Genomic DNA, 16,456 nt, shown 5'->3' on the forward strand with positions numbered 1-16,456 from the left:
GTCGGCGCTTGCCGGCGGGCTTTTTTATGCCCGCAGGGTGAACCGGCGAGGCTTTTCTTATACAGTGGCTGTCTGACCTGTTTTGCTCGTTCTTCTTATTATCGCCATGCATACATTCCTGATTATCGTCCCTGAAGGGGGCATGCTGTTCGAAGCGGCGGGTATCGCCGATATCCTGATGCAGGCTAACCGTCTGAGCCCTGCCGAAGCGCCGCTGTATCAGATCGCGGTCGCCACCACGCAATCCCATCGGGTGATACACGGCCTGTCCGGGCTGAGCCTGTTGGCCGACCATCGCCTGGCGGATCTCGATCCGGCCCTGCCGCGCGATACCGTCATTGTCGCCGGCAAGGGGGCGACCGAAGAAGAGGGTGCCCTGGTGGCGGATTGGCTGCGCCGCGCGGCCCCGCAGGCGCGCCGTATTGCCTCCGTTTGCGGCGGGGCTCTGCTGCTGGCCGAAGCCGGATTGCTGGACGGGCGGCGGGCGACCACTCACTGGCGGCTGGCGGAAACGCTGCAGGCGCGCTTCCCGCGGGTGCAGGTCGAGAATGGCCCGATCTACGTACAGGATGGGCCGATCTGGACCTCCGGCGGCGTCAGTTCCGGCTTCGACCTGACGCTGGCGCTGGTGGAGGACGACTATGGCTTCGTGCAGGCGCGCGAAGTGGCGCAGGACCTGGTGATGTTTCTGCGTCGCCCCGGCGGGCAGGCGCAGTTCAGCCGCTACCCGCTCAACCAGGCCAAATCGCCGGGCCCGATCCGCGATCTGCAGTCCTGGATCCTGGAAAACCTCGCCGACGATCTCAGCGTCGATCGGTTGGCCGAACGCGTGGCGATGAGCCCGCGCAACTTTACCCGCGTATTCACCCGTGAGACGGGTATTTCTCCTGCCAAATTCGTCGAAGAAGGGCGGTTGCATACCGCCAGGCAGCGCCTTGAGCAGAGCGCGGAGGGCATCGAACAGATCGCGCTGGCCACCGGCTTTGGCAACGGCCTTAACCTGCGGCGGGTGTTTGAGCGCAAACTGCAGCTGACCCCGAGCGAATACCGCGAACGCTTCCACGCGCGCAATTTGGCGTAAATTGATCGGTAAACGTCATTTACGCCGCCTCGGGGCAGGGCTAGATTTGAGGCAAAGCCCAAAACGAGGAGAGCATCATGGTGAAAGTAGGCATTAACGGCTTCGGCAGGATCGGGCGCAACGTGCTGCGCGCGGCGCTGGGTCGCAGCGATTTTGAAGTGGTGGCGATCAACGATCTGACGGACAGCAAGACGCTGGCGCACCTGCTGAAATACGACACGCTTTCCGGCACCCTGGCGGCCAGGGTGGAAGCCGGCGACAACCAGCTGCTGCTGGACGGCCGGCCGATTCAGGTGTTTTCGCAGCGCGATCCCGCCGAGATCCCGTGGAGCAGCGTGGGCGTGGACGTGGTGATCGAAGCGACGGGCTTCTTTACCGATAAAGCCAAGGCGGAAGTGCATATCACGCACGGCGGCGCCAAGCGGGTGATTATCTCGGCGCCGGCCAAGAACGACGACATCACTATCGTCATGGGGGTTAACGACCAACTCTACGATCCGGCGCTGCATAAAGTGGTCAGCAACGGCAGCTGCACCACCAACGGGCTGGCACCCGCCGCGCAGGTGCTGCATCAGGCCTTCGGTATCGAATACGGGCTGATGAACACCACCCACGCCTATACCAACAGCCAGGCGCTGCACGATCAGCCGGAAAAAGATCTGCGCGGCGCGCGGGCGGCGGCAGAGTCTATCGTGCCTTACTCCAGCGGCGCGGCCAAGGCGCTCGGCAAGGTGATCCCGGATCTCGACGGCCGCCTGACCGGTTACTCGCTGCGGGTGCCGGTGCCGGTCGTCTCGATCGTCGATCTGACGGTGACGCTGAAACGCCCGGCGACGGTGGAGGAAATCAACGCCGCTTTCCGCGCGGCGGCGGCGTCCGGCCCGCTGAAAGGAATTTTGGGCTACAGCGATGAACCGCTGGTGTCGAGCGACTACCGGGGCGACGCACGCTCGTCGATTATCGATGGTTTGTCTACGCTGGTCATCGGCGGCAACCTGGTGAAAGTGCTCGCCTGGTATGACAATGAGTGGGGCTTCTCCAATCGGTTGGTCGATTTGGCGCTGCTGATGGAAAAACGCGGGCTGTAAATGCCCCATAGCAAAAAGCCCGCTTAAGTTTCCTTAAGCGGGCTTCTCTAAATATGGCTCCTCTGACTGGACTCGAACCAGTGACATACGGATTAACAGTCCGCCGTTCTACCGACTGAACTACAGAGGAATCGTGTGAACGGGGCGCATGATATCCAGCGGCCCCGGGTGTGTCAACGCTAAATTGCCTTGAGTGGTGCGACTGCTCGGTATCTGAGCAATGTGTCCGTCAATCAGCCCATTGCGCGTCGTTTTCCGCCTGGCTGCGCAGCAGGCGCGCCAGCGGATCCTGGCGGTAGAAGCGGCAAAAGTGCTGATACAGCGCCGGGAAGCGTTCGGCCAGCAGCTCGGGGGCGCTGAAGAAATACTCCGACAGCACGGCGAAGCACTCGGCCGCATCGGTGGCGGCGTAGGCATCCATGCTGGCGGCCTCTTCACCGACCATGTCTATCTCGTCCTGCAGGCTTTCCATCGCGGCGTGCAGATCGTGCTCCCAGGCGGCCACCTCGCGCAGCGGGATCGGCGGCACGCCGGTAGCGACGCCGCCGTTGCGCATATCCAGTTTGTGCACCGCTTCGTGGATCACCAGATTGAAACCGGAGAGATCGAAAGAGTCCTGCACGTCTTGCCAGTTGAGCACGATCGGCCCCTGTTCCCAGCTCTGGCCGGACTGCACTACCGGCCCCGAGTGCACCAGGCCAATTTCGTCCTGCCATTCGTCTTCCACCACGAACGGAGTGGGATAGAGCAGAATTTCGTTGAAGCCGTCGAGGCACTCCGCGCCGAGTTCCAGCACCGGCAGGGCGAACAGCAGGGCGATGCGCGCCTGCATTTGCGAGGTGAGCTGCAGCCCCTGCAGCGGCACGATGCGCTTTTGCTGCAAGATCTGCCCGGCAACGGCCACCAGCCGCTGCCGCTCCTGCTCATTCAGCGGCGAGAGCAGCGGGATCGCCAACGCGTCCTGCCACTGGGCCTGAGTGTCTGCCTGGGGTTGAGAGGGTTGAGTCGCTTTCCACGGCCATTTAATCATCAGGTTGCTCGTAAACTCATCACTTGAACGTTCAGCGGTATGCTAATGCTGTAAAAATGCCGTAAAAGCGGGCATGATAGCAAGCGTTGTTAGGAGAGATGCCGGAGCGGCTGAACGGACCAGTCTCGAAAACTGGAGTAGGGGCAACTCTACCGGGGGTTCAAATCCCCCTCTCTCCGCCACTATTCAATCACTTACGAATAAATCTTTCAACGATCCCCATCACAGATAGCGCTGGCCTGGCGCCAAATCACTGAACGACAATCCACTGCCTGCTGTTGATTTTCAGCGTGTATTCGCGCGCCATATTGGCATTCCGTCATCTGAAGCTTGCCCGACTTTCACGCTTCCAGCGCGCTGTGAATATAGCGTTGCGGCGATACGCCCAGTTTTTTGCGAAACATGGCGATGAACGCGCTAGGGCTGGCGTAACCCAGTTCGTGGGCCAGTTGACCCACGGCTACGCCGCGCGCCAGATTGCATACCGCCTCCAGCAGGCGAATTTGCTGGCGCCATTCGGAAAAGCTCAGCGCGGTCTCTTCGCGGAACAGCCGCGCCAGGGTGCGTTCGCTGGCGCCGACCTTTTTCCCCCACCAGGCGAGCGTTTCGCCATGGCCCAATTCGCGGCACAAAGCATCGCATACCTGGCGCAGGCGCCGGTCGCTCGGCAGGGCCACGTGACACAGTTGGCCTGTTTGCATGCGTTGAAACTCATCGCTCAGCAGATTTTGAATGAGCGTAAGCCGTTCGGCGGAAATGGCGTTTTCAAGCCCGGCGGCAATCAGGGGATGTAGCAGGGGAGTGGCGCTCAACCCCTGGGGGCGTGCGCCATAGCGACGAGAAAAGGGCGGCGTAAAATAGATGTTGTGCGTCACGACGTCATTGATGGCTTCCAAACCGTGCGGTGTGCCGCTGGGGAGCCAAATGGCGCGGCCCGGCGAGAGCAGCCAGATATGCTGCGCGGTGGCGATTTTCGCCACGCCGCGCAGCGGCAAAATCAGCTGCCCCTGCTCATGCTGATGGACGGGCTCTTGGCTGCCGGGGCTGTAGCGCAGTTGACGCAGGCCTTCAATACCGTGATGGGATGTCATGTTTACCTGCCTCTGTCCGGTTCTCACCATTTGTGCCTATTGCTGCGATAACGGACAACGTTTGTCCGTCTGGCGACATCCTGACTGTCGGTAGCGCCATTCTGCCATGAACGGGCTTCTCTTTTAAAGTTGAATAATTATCATTTCCATCAAATTCTACTAACAGTCGGAAAGGCGATGAGACAGATGGGCAAATTTTTCAGGGAAAAACCGTTGAAAGTGTTGGTATATACGATAATCGCAGGCTATAGCGGGCAAGCCTTTACCGCGGATGGCGGGCAGAATACCACAAAAGAAGAGACGCTGGTGGTGAGCGCGGCGGCGTCTCAGGATCAGGATGACGAGAGCACGCTGGTGGCGCACGGCGCCGCCTCCGCGACGAAGTCAAACCAGCCGATTAGCCGCACTTCGCAGAGCATCTCGGTGGTGACGCAAGCGGAGATTGACGCGCAAGCGGCGAAAAACGTCCCGCAGGCGCTGCGCTATGTTTCCGGCGTTAACTCGGAGAGCGCCGGGCCGGATACCCGTTTCGACACCATCATCGTGCGCGGTTTTGAAGCCGACGAATACCTTGATGGCCTGCGGCTGCCGCGCGAAGCGTGGTGGAGCCGTCCGGCGTGGGATCCGTTCCTGCTGTCGCGTATCGAAGTGGTCAAAGGCCCTTCCTCGGTACTGTATGGCCAGGCGAATCCCGGCGGGATCGTCAACCTGGTCAGCAAAACGCCGCAGGCGACCCCGTCCGGTGAGGTGTATGTCAGCGCGGGCAACGAAAACCAGTTTGGCGCGGGCGTTGACGCCACCGGGCCGCTGAACGATAACGGCACGCTGTTGGGGCGCGTGGCGGGGACCTTTTTTGATACCGAAACCCAGGTCGATCATACCCGCTATCAGCATTATGACATCGCGCCTTCGCTGACGTGGCAGCCGGATGCGCACACCAGCCTGACGATTATTTCGCAGCTGCGCAAAGATCCGGACAGCGGATTCTACAACCAGATGCCGCTTTCCGGCACCTTGACGCCCAACCCGTACGGCCACATCTCGACCCGTTTTTACGGCGGCCAGCCGGGCTTCGACAAGTACGAACGCCAGCAGGGCAGCATCGGTTACCAGTTCCGGCACGATTTCAACGATACGGTGACTTTCCGCCAGAATCTGCGTTACCTCAGCAGCACCGGCGACTATCTGATGGTCTATCCATGGGGTGTGCATGCGGATGCGCCGCTCATCGATCGCTATTCGATGAACCTGAAGGAGAGCATGACCAACTTCGCGGTGGATAACCAGGCTGAATTCCACTTTGATACCGGTCGGGTGAAACATACGCTGCTGACCGGGATTGATCGCATGCATACCTCGGTGCGCAGCCAGTCGGGCTACGGCGACGCCAGCCCGATTAACTTCCTCAACCCGGACTATAGCGTGCCGGTGGCCATACCGCCGCTCGATAGCAGTACGCACAATACGCTCGATCAAACCGGGCTCTATCTCCAGGACCAACTCGAACTGGGGAGCTGGATACTGAACCTGGCCGGCCGTTACGACGCGGCGAAAACCAAAAGTATCGATCTGCTGAACGACGCTCGTACCGAGCGCAATGACTATGCAACGACCGGGCGCGCCGGGCTGCTGTACCACTTCGATAACGGATTGGCGCCTTACATCAGCTATTCCACGTCGTTTGTGCCGAGCAGCAGCAATGACTTTTACGGCCACGCCTTTAAACCGACCGAAGGCAAGCAGACGGAAGTGGGGTTGAAATACGATCCGGTCGGGCTGGATGCCTTGTTTACCCTGGCGTTGTACGACCTGCGGGAAACCAACGTGGCGACCGCCGATCCCGATCACCCGAACTTCAGCGTGCAGACCGGCGAAGTGCGCTCGCGCGGAGTTGAGCTTGATGGCCGCATCAATATCACGCCGGCGTGGTCGGTGCTGGCGTCGTACAACCTGACCGATCCGAAAGTGCTGAGTGCCAACGACGATACGCAGGGCAAGCGTCCGGTGGGCATTGCGCGCAATACCGCCAAGCTCTGGAGCCAGTATGCCTTCGCCGGCGCGCTTGACGGTGTGACGCTGGGCGGCGGCGTGCGCTATGTCGGCACCAGCTACGCCACCACGGACAACGGCCTGAAGGTGCCGGCAGCCACGGTCTACGATGCGCGCGTCGGCTATCAATGGCGCCAATGGCAGCTGGCGCTGAATGCCGCCAATCTCGGCAACAAAACCTACCTGGCTTCCTGCTCCAACAATGGCTGCGAGTATGCGCTGAAACGCCAGTACATCGCGACCCTCAGCTATAAGTGGTGACCGATGCTGTCGCGACGCAGGTTGTTGACCGCTCTCCTGTTGGCCCCGCTTTACGCGCGGGCCGACGCGGGCCGGCCGCCGCAAAAGCTGGCCGTGTTGGATTGGGGACTGACGGAAATTCTGTTGGCGCTGGGGGTGACTCCGGCGGGCGTTTCGGCGCCGGATTGGTATCGCAAGCTGATCCCGACGCCTGCGCTGCCCGCGTCGGTGTTGGATCTCGGCCTGCTGTTTCAGCCCAATCTGGAAACGCTTTACGCACTGCGGCCGGACGCAATTGTCATCACGCCGCAGCATGCGTTGCTGAAGCCGGCGCTTGAACGCATCGCGCCGACGATCGCGCTGCCGACCCATGGGCTGGCGGAATTCATCAGCGCCGCCCGGCAATTGGGCGAACGGCTTCAGCGTCAGCCTCAGGCCGCGCAGATATTGACCAGCCTGAACGGCAAGCTGAGCCGCGCCTCGCTGCTGGCGCGGCAGGTTGAACGTCCGGCGCTGCTCGCCGCCCCGGTAGATACGCTGCACCTGCGGGTCTACACCGCAGGCAGCCTTCCCGGCGACGTATTGGCCGCCTGCGGACTGCGCAATGGATGGCATGGCGGCGCGGGAGCGGAAGGCAGCGTGCTGGTGGAGCTGACCCGCATCGCCGATCTGAATGCGCGGCTGATGCTGTTGACGCCTGACGATCAGCGGGAGTCGGTGTCTCAATGGCGCCAAAGCCCGCTGTGGCAACGTCTGCCGCTGACCGCTGCGCACAACCTGAACCTGATAGAAGAAAACATCAGCGATGCCGGCGCCCTGATAACCGCCGGGCGCTTTGCCGATATTTTTACCGGGATGATGATGAGGTGGCGTGATGCATGAGTCTTTCTCCCGCCGTCTTTCCTGGGGGGTAATCGCCGCGTTGTGGCTGACGTCGTTGCCGTTGGCGCTGGCCGATATTCATCGGCAGGGCGGCATTGTCGCGTTGTTCTCCGATCATAATCTCGACCCGGCGGCCATTATCCTGCATAGCATGTGGTTGCCGCGTCAGGGTATGGCGATGGTGGGGGGCGCGACGCTGGGGCTGTGCGGCTGGTTAATGCAGCGTGCGCTGCGCAATCCGTTGGCGGAGCCGATGACGCTCGGCATGACCGCCGGAGCGACGTTGGCGATGGGGCTGGCATCGTTGTGGCTGCCGTCGCTGCTGGTCGGCGCGCGCACCGCCGTGGTGATTGCCGGTGAGATTGCGGCGCTGGCGTGCGTGCTGGCGCTCAGCTGGCGTCAGCGCATGTCGCCGCTGGCGATGGTGCAGGCGGGCATCATGATCAATTTGTGGTGCGGGGCACTGACTTTGCTGATCGCCATTATCAACGATCGCTTTTTACTTCAGGTGCTGATGTGGGGAGGCGGTTCGCTGGCGGTGGAAAACGGGCAAATTCTGCTGCGGATGTTGCCGTGGCTCGCCGTCTGCGTAGTGGGCCTGTTGTTCTTGCTGCGCCCACTTGAACTGCTGCAACTGCCGGAAACCGTGGTCAGCAGCCTCGGTGCATCGCCGGTGCGCATCCGCGCCGCCGCGGTGCTGCTGGCGCTGACCATGAGCGCCCTCATCATTAACGCCGTCGGCGTCATCGGGTTTTTGGGGCTCGCAGCCCCCCACCTGGCGCGCTTTGGCGGCGCGCGAACATCCCGGCAAATGGTGCTGCATACGGCGCTCATCGGTGCGGGCCTGCTGTGGCTGACCGATCTTTGCGTCTCTCGCGTGTCGCTGGAGAGCGGCCAGCTGCTGCCCGTCGGCATGCTGACCGCCCTTACCGGCGGCCCGTTGCTGATGCTGCTGGCGCGTTTTGCACGGCAGCAAAGCATCGATCTTGCGCCGCCGTTGCCGGTGTCGCAGACCTCGCATCAACGGCGGTTCATCTGGTTGTCGGCCGGCATTCTGGCTGCGGGGGTCGTGGTCTCCTTATGTTTCGGCCATGGATTGCAGCATTGGCACTGGGCGGAAAGAGGGGAGCTGGCGAACCTGCTGCCATTGCGATTGCCACGACTGCTGGCGGCGGTGAGCGCCGGTGCGCTGCTGGCGGGGGCCGGCGTGTTGATGCAGCGGGTGAGCGGGAACCCGCTCGCCAGCCCGGAAGTGCTGGGTATCGGCGGTGGCGCGGCCATGGGGGTTACGGCCTTCGTGTTTTTGCTTCCCGCAGGCGGCAGTGGCTGGCTGTTGGCGAGTAGCCTGGGGGGCGCGCTGATAAGCCTGTTGCTGACGTTGTGGAACAGCCGTCGAAGCGACTTTAATCCGCAGCGGGTATTGCTCAATGGTTTGGCGCTGAATGCACTATGCCAGGCAGTGGTCAGCATCGTGATGCTCAACAATCTTGCCGCAAGTGCGGTGTTGTTGCCGCTGATGACGGGCAGCACCTATTACGTCGGCGCGTCGTTGGCCCAAGGCGTGTTTGTCATCACGCTGGTTCTCCTGGCGTTGATGCCGCTGTTTCGCCGCTGGCTGGTGCTGTTGCCTATGGGCAACGTCGCCAGCGCGCTCGGGGTGCCAGTGCCGCGCGCACGTTTCAGCGTGTTGGCTATGGCGGCAGTCATGACCGGGCTGGCGACGTTGCTGGTCGGCCCGGTGTCTTTTATCGGCCTGCTGGGGCCGCATCTGGCGCGCAAGATGGGCGCGAAAGGGCCGCTGATGCAGCTCTATACCGCCGCGCTGTTGTCATCCGCCATCATGACCGTTGCCGACTGGCTGGGGCGCAATGCGCTCTATCCACGCCAGCTGCCGGTCGGGTTGGTGGCGTCGCTGATCGGCGTCCCCCTGCTGGTATGGCCGTTAATTCGCAATAAGACATTCCAGTCAAAACCATAAAAAGTGTGAATATGAGCAAGGAATTCGGCATGTCGGTATTGATGATGTTGTTTCGTATGGTGCGCGGTTGGCTACTGCTCGCCGTGGTCGCCGGTGTCGTCAGCGGGCTGTGCAATGCCTCTTTGCTGGCGATGATCAATCACGGTCTGACGCAATCCAATGAGGCTTCATGGCTGAGTCCGGGAGGCGATTTTGCGTTACTGACGCTGTTAATGCTGGCGACGCGCGTGGTTTCTCAAACCACGTTTATGGCGCTGGGACAAAAGGTGAAGGCGCGCTTGCGCAGCGAACTGGTGCAAGACGTCAGCGAAACGCGCTGGCTGCTGTTGGAGAAAGCGGGGATGGCAAGAACGCTGTCCGTGCTGACACAGGATCTCGATACGCTGGTGGTGTTTTTCGTCAACCTGCCCAATTTGCTGATTTTCGGCGCCGTTATCGTTGGCTGCCTGATTTACCTTGGCAGCCTGTCATTGAGCGTACTGGCGCTGGCATTGGCGGTGATTGCCTGCGGCAGCCTGGGCTACCGCGCCGCGCACGGCCCCGCGATGCGTTTGTTGCGCCGATCGCGTCAGCGGGAAGATACGCTGATTCAGCAATGCAAAAAATTGTTTGACGGTGCGAGGGAGTTTCGGCTTAACGCGGTGCGCCGCCGTCAATTCGTCAGCGGTGAACTGGCGCAAAATATTGACGCGGTTCGCCGGGAGAGAACCCGCGGTTATGTGTTGTACGGTTTGGCGAGCAGTTGGGGAAGCGCGTTGTTTTTCGCTTTCATCGGCCTGGTGTTGTTCAGCTTGCGCGACGGGCTGGCTTTGGACGAGCGGGCGCTTACCGGCTATATCATGGTGTTTCTGTATATGATTGTGCCGGTCGAAGGGCTGTTATCCGCGCTGCCCACCCTGGCCGGTGCGCGGGTGGCCATGCAGCGGGTACAGTCGCTGCGCGCGCAACTCAGGCCCGAAGTTCCACAGCGCCATTTTACGCCCCCTCCTTTTGCTTCGTTGGCGTTGGATAATGTCCGTTACCAATATCAGAACGAAGAAGGGGAGCATTTCACCCTTGGCCCGCTGAATATGCACATTGCGCCCGGTGAACTCATTTTTATCGTCGGTGGCAATGGCAGCGGCAAGACGACGCTGGCGAATCTGCTGGTGGGAATTTATCCTCCCGATAACGGCGCGATTTTGCTTAACGGCGAGCCGGTCAGCGACGATCTTCTGGAAATATACCGTCGGCATTTTTCGGTGGTGTTCAACGACTTCTTTCTTTTTGACGATGTGGCGTTCGTCACTGAGCGCACGCCAAAGCAGGTCGAACATCTGCTGCGCCTGCTGAAGTTAAGCCATAAAGTCAGTTTTGCCCACGGCCGTTTTTCAACAATCGCGCTCTCTCAAGGGCAGAGAAAACGGCTGGCTTTACTGCAGGCGTGGTTGGAAGAGCGCCCGGTTTATCTGTTTGATGAGTGGGCCGCCGATCAGGATCCGGAGTTTAAGGCGGTGTTTTACCTTGAACTCTTGCCGATGCTGAAGGCCGAAGGCAAAACGGTTATCGCGATTACTCACGACGATCGCTATTTCTACCTGGCGGATCGCATCATCAAGCTGGAATCGGGGCTGGTGGTCCCATCGACGCATGGCGTGCCGTCATGATGCGCATTGCTTTACCCAGCACGATATTGGGCTTTTTTCCCTCATGCTTGATGATTCGCCCCGGCTTTCCTCTGCGAAGTGGACGCGGTGATAGTGTACTGTTGCCCGCGGGTAAGGTAATTTGCTGATGGCAATGATGACTGACGCGGGGGCTAACGGGCATGAACGAGAAAATCGACTATCACATCGAGAAATACCATTTCGCGCCGCTGGATGAGGCCCCCAGGCTCGCGCACCAGTGGAGCGAGGTGCTGAACGAGTGCCGCGAGACGCAGGCCGGAGCGGAGGAGCGTCTGCGCATTGCGCTGCTCAACGTGGATTATGTGACCAGCTTCGAACTGCCTTTCCGGTTATTGCTGGTGCGGGCGCCGCAACTGATCGCCGGAATACGGGAGGAGCTGCCGCTCAGCCAGAAGAATGTGGTGTTCAACGGCAAGCGTTTCGGCTGCGTCTACAGCCTGAAAAGCGATTTGAGCGGCGTGCCGGAGGCCTTTCAGTACAGCCTGTCGACCCGCATTCACCGCCGGGCGGCATCGGGCGTGGACGCGCTGCCATACCGGGAAATCGCCAAGGCGCTCAAGGCGCCGCGCGAACGGCTTAAGCTGGCGTTGGAACAGGGGCTGCCGGTCACTGCGCTGGATGGATTGTTCTGGTTCGGCATCCAGCGCATTGCCGCTGAGGTGCGCAGGCTAAGGAAAGCCGGCATGGCGATCGTGACGGCGGAAACGGAGATCTTCGACACCCTGACCGGCACCACGCGCAAGGTTCCGGTATACCGCCTGGCCGAGAGTTAATGGCCGATAGCCGGCGGTTCAGACTATAAAGCTTGATTCCCGCCGGGCTTTGCCTGGCTCTTCCAGGTTCTTTTTTTACCCGCATCTCCTCGCCGCTCGGCAAGCAAACCGACGCGACGTATTCCTCAAACCCGAACCGTGTTCGTTCTGCCGCTGCACAACGCAAACGACGGGCCACCGCCGATAGCCGGTGCCACGATGGTGTTTCCGGTCGGCGGCGTCGTTTGCCGCCCACCTTTGGCTAACATCGACGAGGGTTTGAAGGAGAAGAGTATGTTGAAACGTTTTGCACTGCTGTGCTGGTGCCTGTTCGGCGCTAACGCGCTGGCGGCGGGCCCCAATGCCAATATCAAGTATTACGGCTATGACTGGCTGGACTTTTATGAAACCGCCACGCCGTCTTTCAGCGCCACAGAAGCGCTTAAGGCGATTACCGACACCGGCTTCAGTATGACCAATCTGAATGTGGTGCACACGATGGCAAGCCTTAATCTGCCCGTTTGCGCCGGTGGCACCTGCGCCGTGAACATTCAGGCTGGCTCGGGGGCGGTATCGGGATCGCCGTTTATCGATATCTGCCCTGGGGCGGTCTCGAACAGCAGTTGCCAGGCCGCAGGTTCCTGGAACACCATCTGGACGGTGGTCAAGAAGATCGCCGAAGCTAAATATAAGCCGGGCGCCATTTATTTTATCGATGAGCCATTCGACGTTCCTGCCTTACAGACCGCGGGGAAATATGACGCTTACCAATACTCCAGCTATGTTTGCACCCTGCGGCAGGCTATGCAGCAGTATGGGGTCGCGATCCCCGTCTATACCATCTTGTCCTACCGGCATGCCAACAACGCTGAATGGATCCGTGAAATACAGCAGGGCGCACCCGCGACCGCGTGCCCGGCCAACGTCAAAAGCACGCCCGATTGGGTTGGGGTAGATAACTACAACTGGTCGGTGGCGGATATGTGGAGTACCTACAATCGCCTGGCGCCGATAAGCGCAGCCGGGCAAAAGTGGGTGTTGGTACCGCCTTCTACGGCGTCGTTAGGAATGAACGACCAGCAACTTCATGCGCAAATTCAACTGTATTGGGATTTCATTAATCGGTATCCGACTGCGCCCGTGGTTTACATCATGAACTGGCGGTTTGATCGCGCGGTCACCGAGAACCGCGCGGCCTTCCCCGAATCGACCGCCTTATTATCTTTCATGGCGAACACGCTGCTCACCAAACCTTAAGCGTGCACAAAGGAGGTTCGAATCAGGAACCTCCTTAATCATGGTACCGCTTATCGATAGGCTTCATTGCGCGCAATCGCGTATTTGCCGCTGCCCAGCAGCAGGATGGCAAGCCCGCCCATAAAGAACACCAGTTCGTTTTCAATACCCCAGGCGCCGACGTCGGTAACGGTGAATACCTTGCCAGTGCCCACCATCAAAAACGCCACCACCAGAGTAAAGGCGTAAACCAGCGCGGCGGGGCGGGTGAACAGCCCCAAAATGATCAGTATCGGTGCCAGGATCTCGCCCACGTACACGCCATAGGCGATGAAGGCGGGTAGCCCTTGTTCCTGCAACGCACCGGCGATCCAGCCGACGCCATGCTGAATTTTCGCCACGCCGTGAAACAGCATCAGCCCGCCGAAGGTCAGTCTGAGCGCCAGCTTGCCCGCGTCCGGGCGATCAAAAAGGCGAGTGAATGCCGCATTCAGTGACTTAACCATGGCCTTTCCTCCTGAATAGGAATGATTTTTAATCAATATATCAGCCAGGTGAATACGAAAGATGTCCTGGATCAGTAAAATGACGGGCTTTACGCTGAATCATCGGGTGAGGTTTGGCGGGAATTTTGCCCGGCAACACAGGCTGTCCCCGCGGCCAAAATCGCGGTAAAATGCAGCAGTTGACCTTATCGCACGCCATCAGGCCGCCGTACTCGCTATGAAAATGCGCAAACCGCGCCGTCCGCCCGGGCGGTGGATCTATTACATCCTGCATGAAGACATGCTGTGGCCCTGCCCGGTCAAATGGGAGTGGGAGAGCGGCTATAACGCCTGGTTGCCGTTTTACTATTCCCCCACGCTGGAGTTCGTTGCCGGCAACCCCGCCCGTGCCACCAAGGTCAGCAACGGCCGACGCTAAGCGTGCTGCTCGCCTTGCTGCCCGGCATCCGCTCACCTAAGATCATTACATCACCCACAGGTTCCGGGAGCTCCCATGTCTACTCTGTTTCGCACTTCTTTTTGCGGCGCGGTGGCGTTGCTGCTGCTTGCGGGTTGTCAGCAGACGGAGCATAAGCCGGCGCCGCCGCTGCAGGCGCAGTTGGATCACATCGCTTCGATGCTGGCCGGTGGGCACTTTCTGCGCGTGGACTGCGGGCGCAGCGATGTGCCGGATGATGTAAAACTGCAACGCACCGCGATGCGTGCGGCTCAGCACCGCGGCTGGGATACGCATGCGGCAGGGTATCGGCAGTTGCCGGCGCTCACCCAGGCGCGTTACCTGACTCTGCAGCAGGATAATCAGCTGCTGACGGACAAATGCGCCACGCTCAGCCGCAGTACCGCACGTTTTATCGCGGCGGCGCAGGCCGATCAGGAAGACTACATAGAGTAGCGTTGCGGTGAGCCCTTCGGGCGCTCGCCATGGGCGCCCAAAAATTCTTTGCAGGATAACGATTTATCGATCATCATTTGAAATGATGTTTCACTTTCACCATCGAGCCCACCTTGAACCTGTATGCCGCACTGCGTCAGCGCGTGGAAAATACGCCCTGGTACGCCAAACGGAAAAGCTACCGCGTGCTGTTCTGGCGCGAGATCACGCCGCTGGCGGTGCCGATCTTTCTGGAGAACGCCTGCGTTCTGTTGATGGGGGTGCTGAGCACCTTTCTGGTGAGTTGGCTTGGCAAAGAGGCGATGGCCGGGGTGGGGCTGGCGGACAGCTTCAACATGGTGATCATCGCCTTTTTCGCTGCGGTAGATCTCGGCACCACCGTGGTGGTGGCCTTCAGCCTCGGTAAGCGAGATCGCCGGCGAGCGCGCGCGGCGGCGCGTCAATCGCTGGTGTTGATGACTGGCGTGGCGTTGCTGTTGGCGGCGGCCATTCATCTGGCGGGCGAGCCTATCATTAATGTGATCGCCGGTGCGGCCTCGCCGGAGGTGAAGGCGCTGGCGCTCTCCTACCTGCAGACTACGGTGTGGAGCTACCCGGCGGCGGCGATTGCGCTGATTGGCAGCGGCGCGTTGCGCGGTGCAGGCAACACCAAGATCCCGCTGCTGATCAACGGCGGCATGAATATTCTCAATATCATCATCAGCAGCATCCTGATTTACGGCATGCTCGGCTGGCACGGGCTGGGCTTCATCGGCGCCGGGCTGGGGCTGACGATTTCCCGCTATATTGGCGCGATCGCCATTCTCTATGTGTTGGCGATCGGTTTTAACCCGGCGCTGCACATCACGCTGAAAAGCTATTTCACGCCGCTGAAAATGAGCATCCTGTGGGAAGTGCTGGGTATCGGTATTCCCGCCAGCGTCGAATCGGTGCTGTTCAACGGCGGCAAGCTGTTGACGCAGATGTTCGTTGCCGGCATGGGCACCAACGTGATCGCCGGTAACTTCATCGCCTTTTCCATCGCTTCGCTGATCAATTTGCCGGGCAACGCGCTGGGCTCGGCCTCGACCATCATCGTTGGCCGGCGACTAGGCAAAGGCGAGATCGGCCAGGCGGAACGGCAGCTGCTTCATATTTTCTGGCTGTCGACCCTCGGGCTGACCGCCATCGCCTGGAGCACGGCGCCGCTGGCCGGGGTATTCGCCGCGTTTTATACCTCGCAGGATGACGTAAAGACGGTAGTGAAAACCCTTATCTGGCTCAACGCCGCCTTTATGCCGATTTGGGCCGCTTCCTGGGTGTTGCCTGCCGGGTTGAAAGGCGCGCGCGACGCCCGTTTCGCCATGTGGGTGACGATGCTGGGCATGTGGGGTTGTCGCGTGGTGGCCGGCTATGTGCTGGGCATCGAACTGGGCATGGGGGTGGTGGGTGTCTGGCTGGGGATGTTCCTCGATTGGGCGGTGCGTGGCGCTTTGTTTTACTGGCGAATGGTCAGCGGGCGCTGGCTGTGGAAATATCCGCGGGCCAAACGCCAGGAGGCCGGGTAACGTAACGCCATGCAGAGCGAATCTGGCGAGCTGGCCTCAGTATAAAAGCGTCATCGCGCTGAAGAACAACAGCGTCAACGCGATGATGATGACGTTTTGCGTGGCTTTGCGCACCAGCTTACCGGCGCTCAGACGGCTGTCGATGACGTAGAGCAGCGGCACCATCAGCAGCACGTAGGCAAACATCAGCATGGCGGTAAAAGGCTGCACATTCATTCCGGTGGCTCCTGTGAGTCGTCATGGCCGATCAGGTGCACCAGCACGGCCTCTGTTTGATGGGGAAGCCCGACAAAGGGCGAATGGGCGGGGGGAGCCGGCTCGAACGGCAGGCCGGCGCGCCGCGTCTTCACCGCCGCTTGCAGGATCTTCTTTTGGTGTCTTTGCGTGTGGTCGACCATGCGCCTCCGAATAGGGCCG

16 protein-coding genes and 2 tRNA genes are annotated in these 16,456 nt (G+C 60.4%); 12 read left to right on the forward strand and 6 right to left on the reverse strand.

The features are described 5' to 3' along the window. Positions 1–106 precede the first annotated feature (106 nt). Both ACJ8HT_RS02060 and gap read left to right on the forward strand, forming a co-directional pair. A complete protein-coding gene (locus tag ACJ8HT_RS02060; RefSeq protein ID WP_197652505.1) occupies positions 107–1,081 on the forward strand; it encodes a GlxA family transcriptional regulator in 975 nt (324 codons plus the stop codon). Positions 1,082–1,158: 77 nt separating this feature from the next. Further along, a complete protein-coding gene (gene gap, locus ACJ8HT_RS02065; RefSeq protein ID WP_102984427.1) occupies positions 1,159–2,169 on the forward strand; it encodes a type I glyceraldehyde-3-phosphate dehydrogenase in 1,011 nt (336 codons plus the stop codon). Positions 2,170–2,223: 54 nt separating this feature from the next. On the opposite strand, the gene ACJ8HT_RS02070 is transcribed toward gap, so the two are convergent. Next, positions 2,224–2,299, reverse strand: a tRNA-Asn gene (locus ACJ8HT_RS02070). A 99-nt stretch (positions 2,300–2,398) separates the two neighbouring features. Further along, a complete protein-coding gene (gene mtfA / locus ACJ8HT_RS02075) occupies positions 2,399–3,199 on the reverse strand; it encodes a DgsA anti-repressor MtfA (protein WP_060439574.1) in 801 nt (266 codons plus the stop codon). Positions 3,200–3,291: 92 nt separating this feature from the next. Here mtfA and ACJ8HT_RS02080 point away from each other — a divergent pair. Further along, positions 3,292–3,381, forward strand: a tRNA-Ser gene (locus tag ACJ8HT_RS02080). Positions 3,382–3,540: 159 nt separating this feature from the next. Here ACJ8HT_RS02080 and ACJ8HT_RS02085 read toward each other — a convergent pair. Further along, on the reverse strand, positions 3,541–4,290 hold the full coding sequence (locus ACJ8HT_RS02085) for an AraC family transcriptional regulator (RefSeq protein WP_194571795.1): 750 nt from the start codon (positions 4,288–4,290) through the stop codon (positions 3,541–3,543). A 219-nt stretch (positions 4,291–4,509) separates the two neighbouring features. On the opposite strand from ACJ8HT_RS02085, the gene ACJ8HT_RS02090 reads away from it, so the two are divergent. The 6 genes from ACJ8HT_RS02090 to ACJ8HT_RS02115 all read left to right on the forward strand — a co-directional run bounded on the left by ACJ8HT_RS02090 (position 4,510) and on the right by ACJ8HT_RS02115 (position 13,115). After that, positions 4,510–6,600, forward strand: coding sequence for a TonB-dependent siderophore receptor (locus tag ACJ8HT_RS02090; RefSeq protein ID WP_341534852.1), 2,091 nt, complete (start codon positions 4,510–4,512; stop codon positions 6,598–6,600). A gap of 21 nt (positions 6,601–6,621) precedes the next feature. Beyond that, entirely contained in the window at positions 6,622–7,461 is an 840-nt protein-coding gene (locus ACJ8HT_RS02095; RefSeq protein WP_244664467.1) for an iron-siderophore ABC transporter substrate-binding protein, read from the forward strand. Beyond that, a complete protein-coding gene (gene fhuB / locus ACJ8HT_RS02100) occupies positions 7,454–9,439 on the forward strand; it encodes a Fe(3+)-hydroxamate ABC transporter permease FhuB (RefSeq protein WP_197652511.1) in 1,986 nt (661 codons plus the stop codon). Before ACJ8HT_RS02095 ends, fhuB begins: the two co-directional genes overlap by 8 nt. Before the next feature lie 11 nt (positions 9,440–9,450). Continuing rightward, on the forward strand, positions 9,451–11,085 hold the full coding sequence (locus ACJ8HT_RS02105) for a cyclic peptide export ABC transporter (protein WP_350429850.1): 1,635 nt from the start codon (positions 9,451–9,453) through the stop codon (positions 11,083–11,085). Positions 11,086–11,246: 161 nt separating this feature from the next. Further along, positions 11,247–11,879 carry a helix-turn-helix domain-containing protein gene (locus tag ACJ8HT_RS02110; protein WP_194571798.1) on the forward strand — a complete coding sequence of 211 codons (633 nt, stop codon included), beginning with the start codon at positions 11,247–11,249 and terminating at the stop codon, positions 11,877–11,879. Between the two features lie 273 nt (positions 11,880–12,152). Further along, positions 12,153–13,115 (forward strand): hypothetical protein, encoded by a 963-nt coding sequence (locus tag ACJ8HT_RS02115; RefSeq protein WP_197652513.1) that lies wholly within the window; start codon positions 12,153–12,155, stop codon positions 13,113–13,115. A gap of 50 nt (positions 13,116–13,165) precedes the next feature. On the opposite strand, the gene ACJ8HT_RS02120 is transcribed toward ACJ8HT_RS02115, so the two are convergent. Then, the gene (locus ACJ8HT_RS02120) at positions 13,166–13,600 is read right to left on the reverse strand and encodes a DoxX family protein (RefSeq protein WP_060420434.1); all 435 of its coding nucleotides are present in this window, start codon (positions 13,598–13,600) and stop codon (positions 13,166–13,168) included. Positions 13,601–13,817: 217 nt separating this feature from the next. On the opposite strand from ACJ8HT_RS02120, the gene ACJ8HT_RS02125 reads away from it, so the two are divergent. The 3 genes from ACJ8HT_RS02125 (at position 13,818) to ACJ8HT_RS02135 (ending at position 16,039) form a co-directional block, all read left to right on the forward strand. Then, positions 13,818–14,018 carry a hypothetical protein gene (locus tag ACJ8HT_RS02125; protein WP_019453451.1) on the forward strand — a complete coding sequence of 67 codons (201 nt, stop codon included), beginning with the start codon at positions 13,818–13,820 and terminating at the stop codon, positions 14,016–14,018. A 75-nt stretch (positions 14,019–14,093) separates the two neighbouring features. Further along, entirely contained in the window at positions 14,094–14,492 is a 399-nt protein-coding gene (gspS, locus tag ACJ8HT_RS02130) for a type II secretion system pilot lipoprotein GspS (protein WP_197652515.1), read from the forward strand. 113 nt (positions 14,493–14,605) lie between these two features. After that, positions 14,606–16,039, forward strand: a complete 1,434-nt coding sequence (locus tag ACJ8HT_RS02135) for an EmmdR/YeeO family multidrug/toxin efflux MATE transporter (RefSeq protein ID WP_197652517.1) — start codon at positions 14,606–14,608, stop codon at positions 16,037–16,039. Positions 16,040–16,075: 36 nt separating this feature from the next. Here ACJ8HT_RS02135 and ACJ8HT_RS02140 read toward each other — a convergent pair whose 3' ends face one another. Both ACJ8HT_RS02140 and ACJ8HT_RS02145 read right to left on the reverse strand, forming a co-directional pair. Beyond that, on the reverse strand, positions 16,076–16,255 hold the full coding sequence (locus ACJ8HT_RS02140; protein ID WP_038872213.1) for a hypothetical protein: 180 nt from the start codon (positions 16,253–16,255) through the stop codon (positions 16,076–16,078). Continuing rightward, positions 16,252–16,437, reverse strand: coding sequence for a hypothetical protein (locus ACJ8HT_RS02145; RefSeq protein ID WP_194571723.1), 186 nt, complete (start codon positions 16,435–16,437; stop codon positions 16,252–16,254). The genes ACJ8HT_RS02140 and ACJ8HT_RS02145 overlap by 4 nt, the downstream gene beginning before the upstream one ends. Positions 16,438–16,456 lie beyond the last annotated feature (19 nt).

The organism is Serratia sp. CY44782, assembly GCF_052168715.1.
Classification (GTDB): Bacteria; Pseudomonadota; Gammaproteobacteria; order Enterobacterales; family Enterobacteriaceae; genus Serratia; species Serratia nevei.

Coding starts and splice junctions, on each gene's coding strand:
- ACJ8HT_RS02060 (WP_197652505.1), top strand. CDS start 107: ATGCATACATTCCTGATTATCGTCCCTGAAGGGGGCATGCTGTTCGAA.
- gap (WP_102984427.1), top strand. CDS start 1,159: ATGGTGAAAGTAGGCATTAACGGCTTCGGCAGGATCGGGCGCAACGTG.
- mtfA (WP_060439574.1), bottom strand. CDS start 3,199: ATGATTAAATGGCCGTGGAAAGCGACTCAACCCTCTCAACCCCAGGCA.
- ACJ8HT_RS02085 (WP_194571795.1), bottom strand. CDS start 4,290: ATGACATCCCATCACGGTATTGAAGGCCTGCGTCAACTGCGCTACAGC.
- fhuB (WP_197652511.1), top strand. CDS start 7,454: ATGCATGAGTCTTTCTCCCGCCGTCTTTCCTGGGGGGTAATCGCCGCG.
- ACJ8HT_RS02105 (WP_350429850.1), top strand. CDS start 9,451: ATGAGCAAGGAATTCGGCATGTCGGTATTGATGATGTTGTTTCGTATG.
- ACJ8HT_RS02110 (WP_194571798.1), top strand. CDS start 11,247: ATGAACGAGAAAATCGACTATCACATCGAGAAATACCATTTCGCGCCG.
- ACJ8HT_RS02115 (WP_197652513.1), top strand. CDS start 12,153: ATGTTGAAACGTTTTGCACTGCTGTGCTGGTGCCTGTTCGGCGCTAAC.
- ACJ8HT_RS02120 (WP_060420434.1), bottom strand. CDS start 13,600: ATGGTTAAGTCACTGAATGCGGCATTCACTCGCCTTTTTGATCGCCCG.
- ACJ8HT_RS02125 (WP_019453451.1), top strand. CDS start 13,818: ATGAAAATGCGCAAACCGCGCCGTCCGCCCGGGCGGTGGATCTATTAC.
- gspS (WP_197652515.1), top strand. CDS start 14,094: ATGTCTACTCTGTTTCGCACTTCTTTTTGCGGCGCGGTGGCGTTGCTG.
- ACJ8HT_RS02140 (WP_038872213.1), bottom strand. CDS start 16,255: ATGAATGTGCAGCCTTTTACCGCCATGCTGATGTTTGCCTACGTGCTG.
- ACJ8HT_RS02145 (WP_194571723.1), bottom strand. CDS start 16,437: ATGGTCGACCACACGCAAAGACACCAAAAGAAGATCCTGCAAGCGGCG.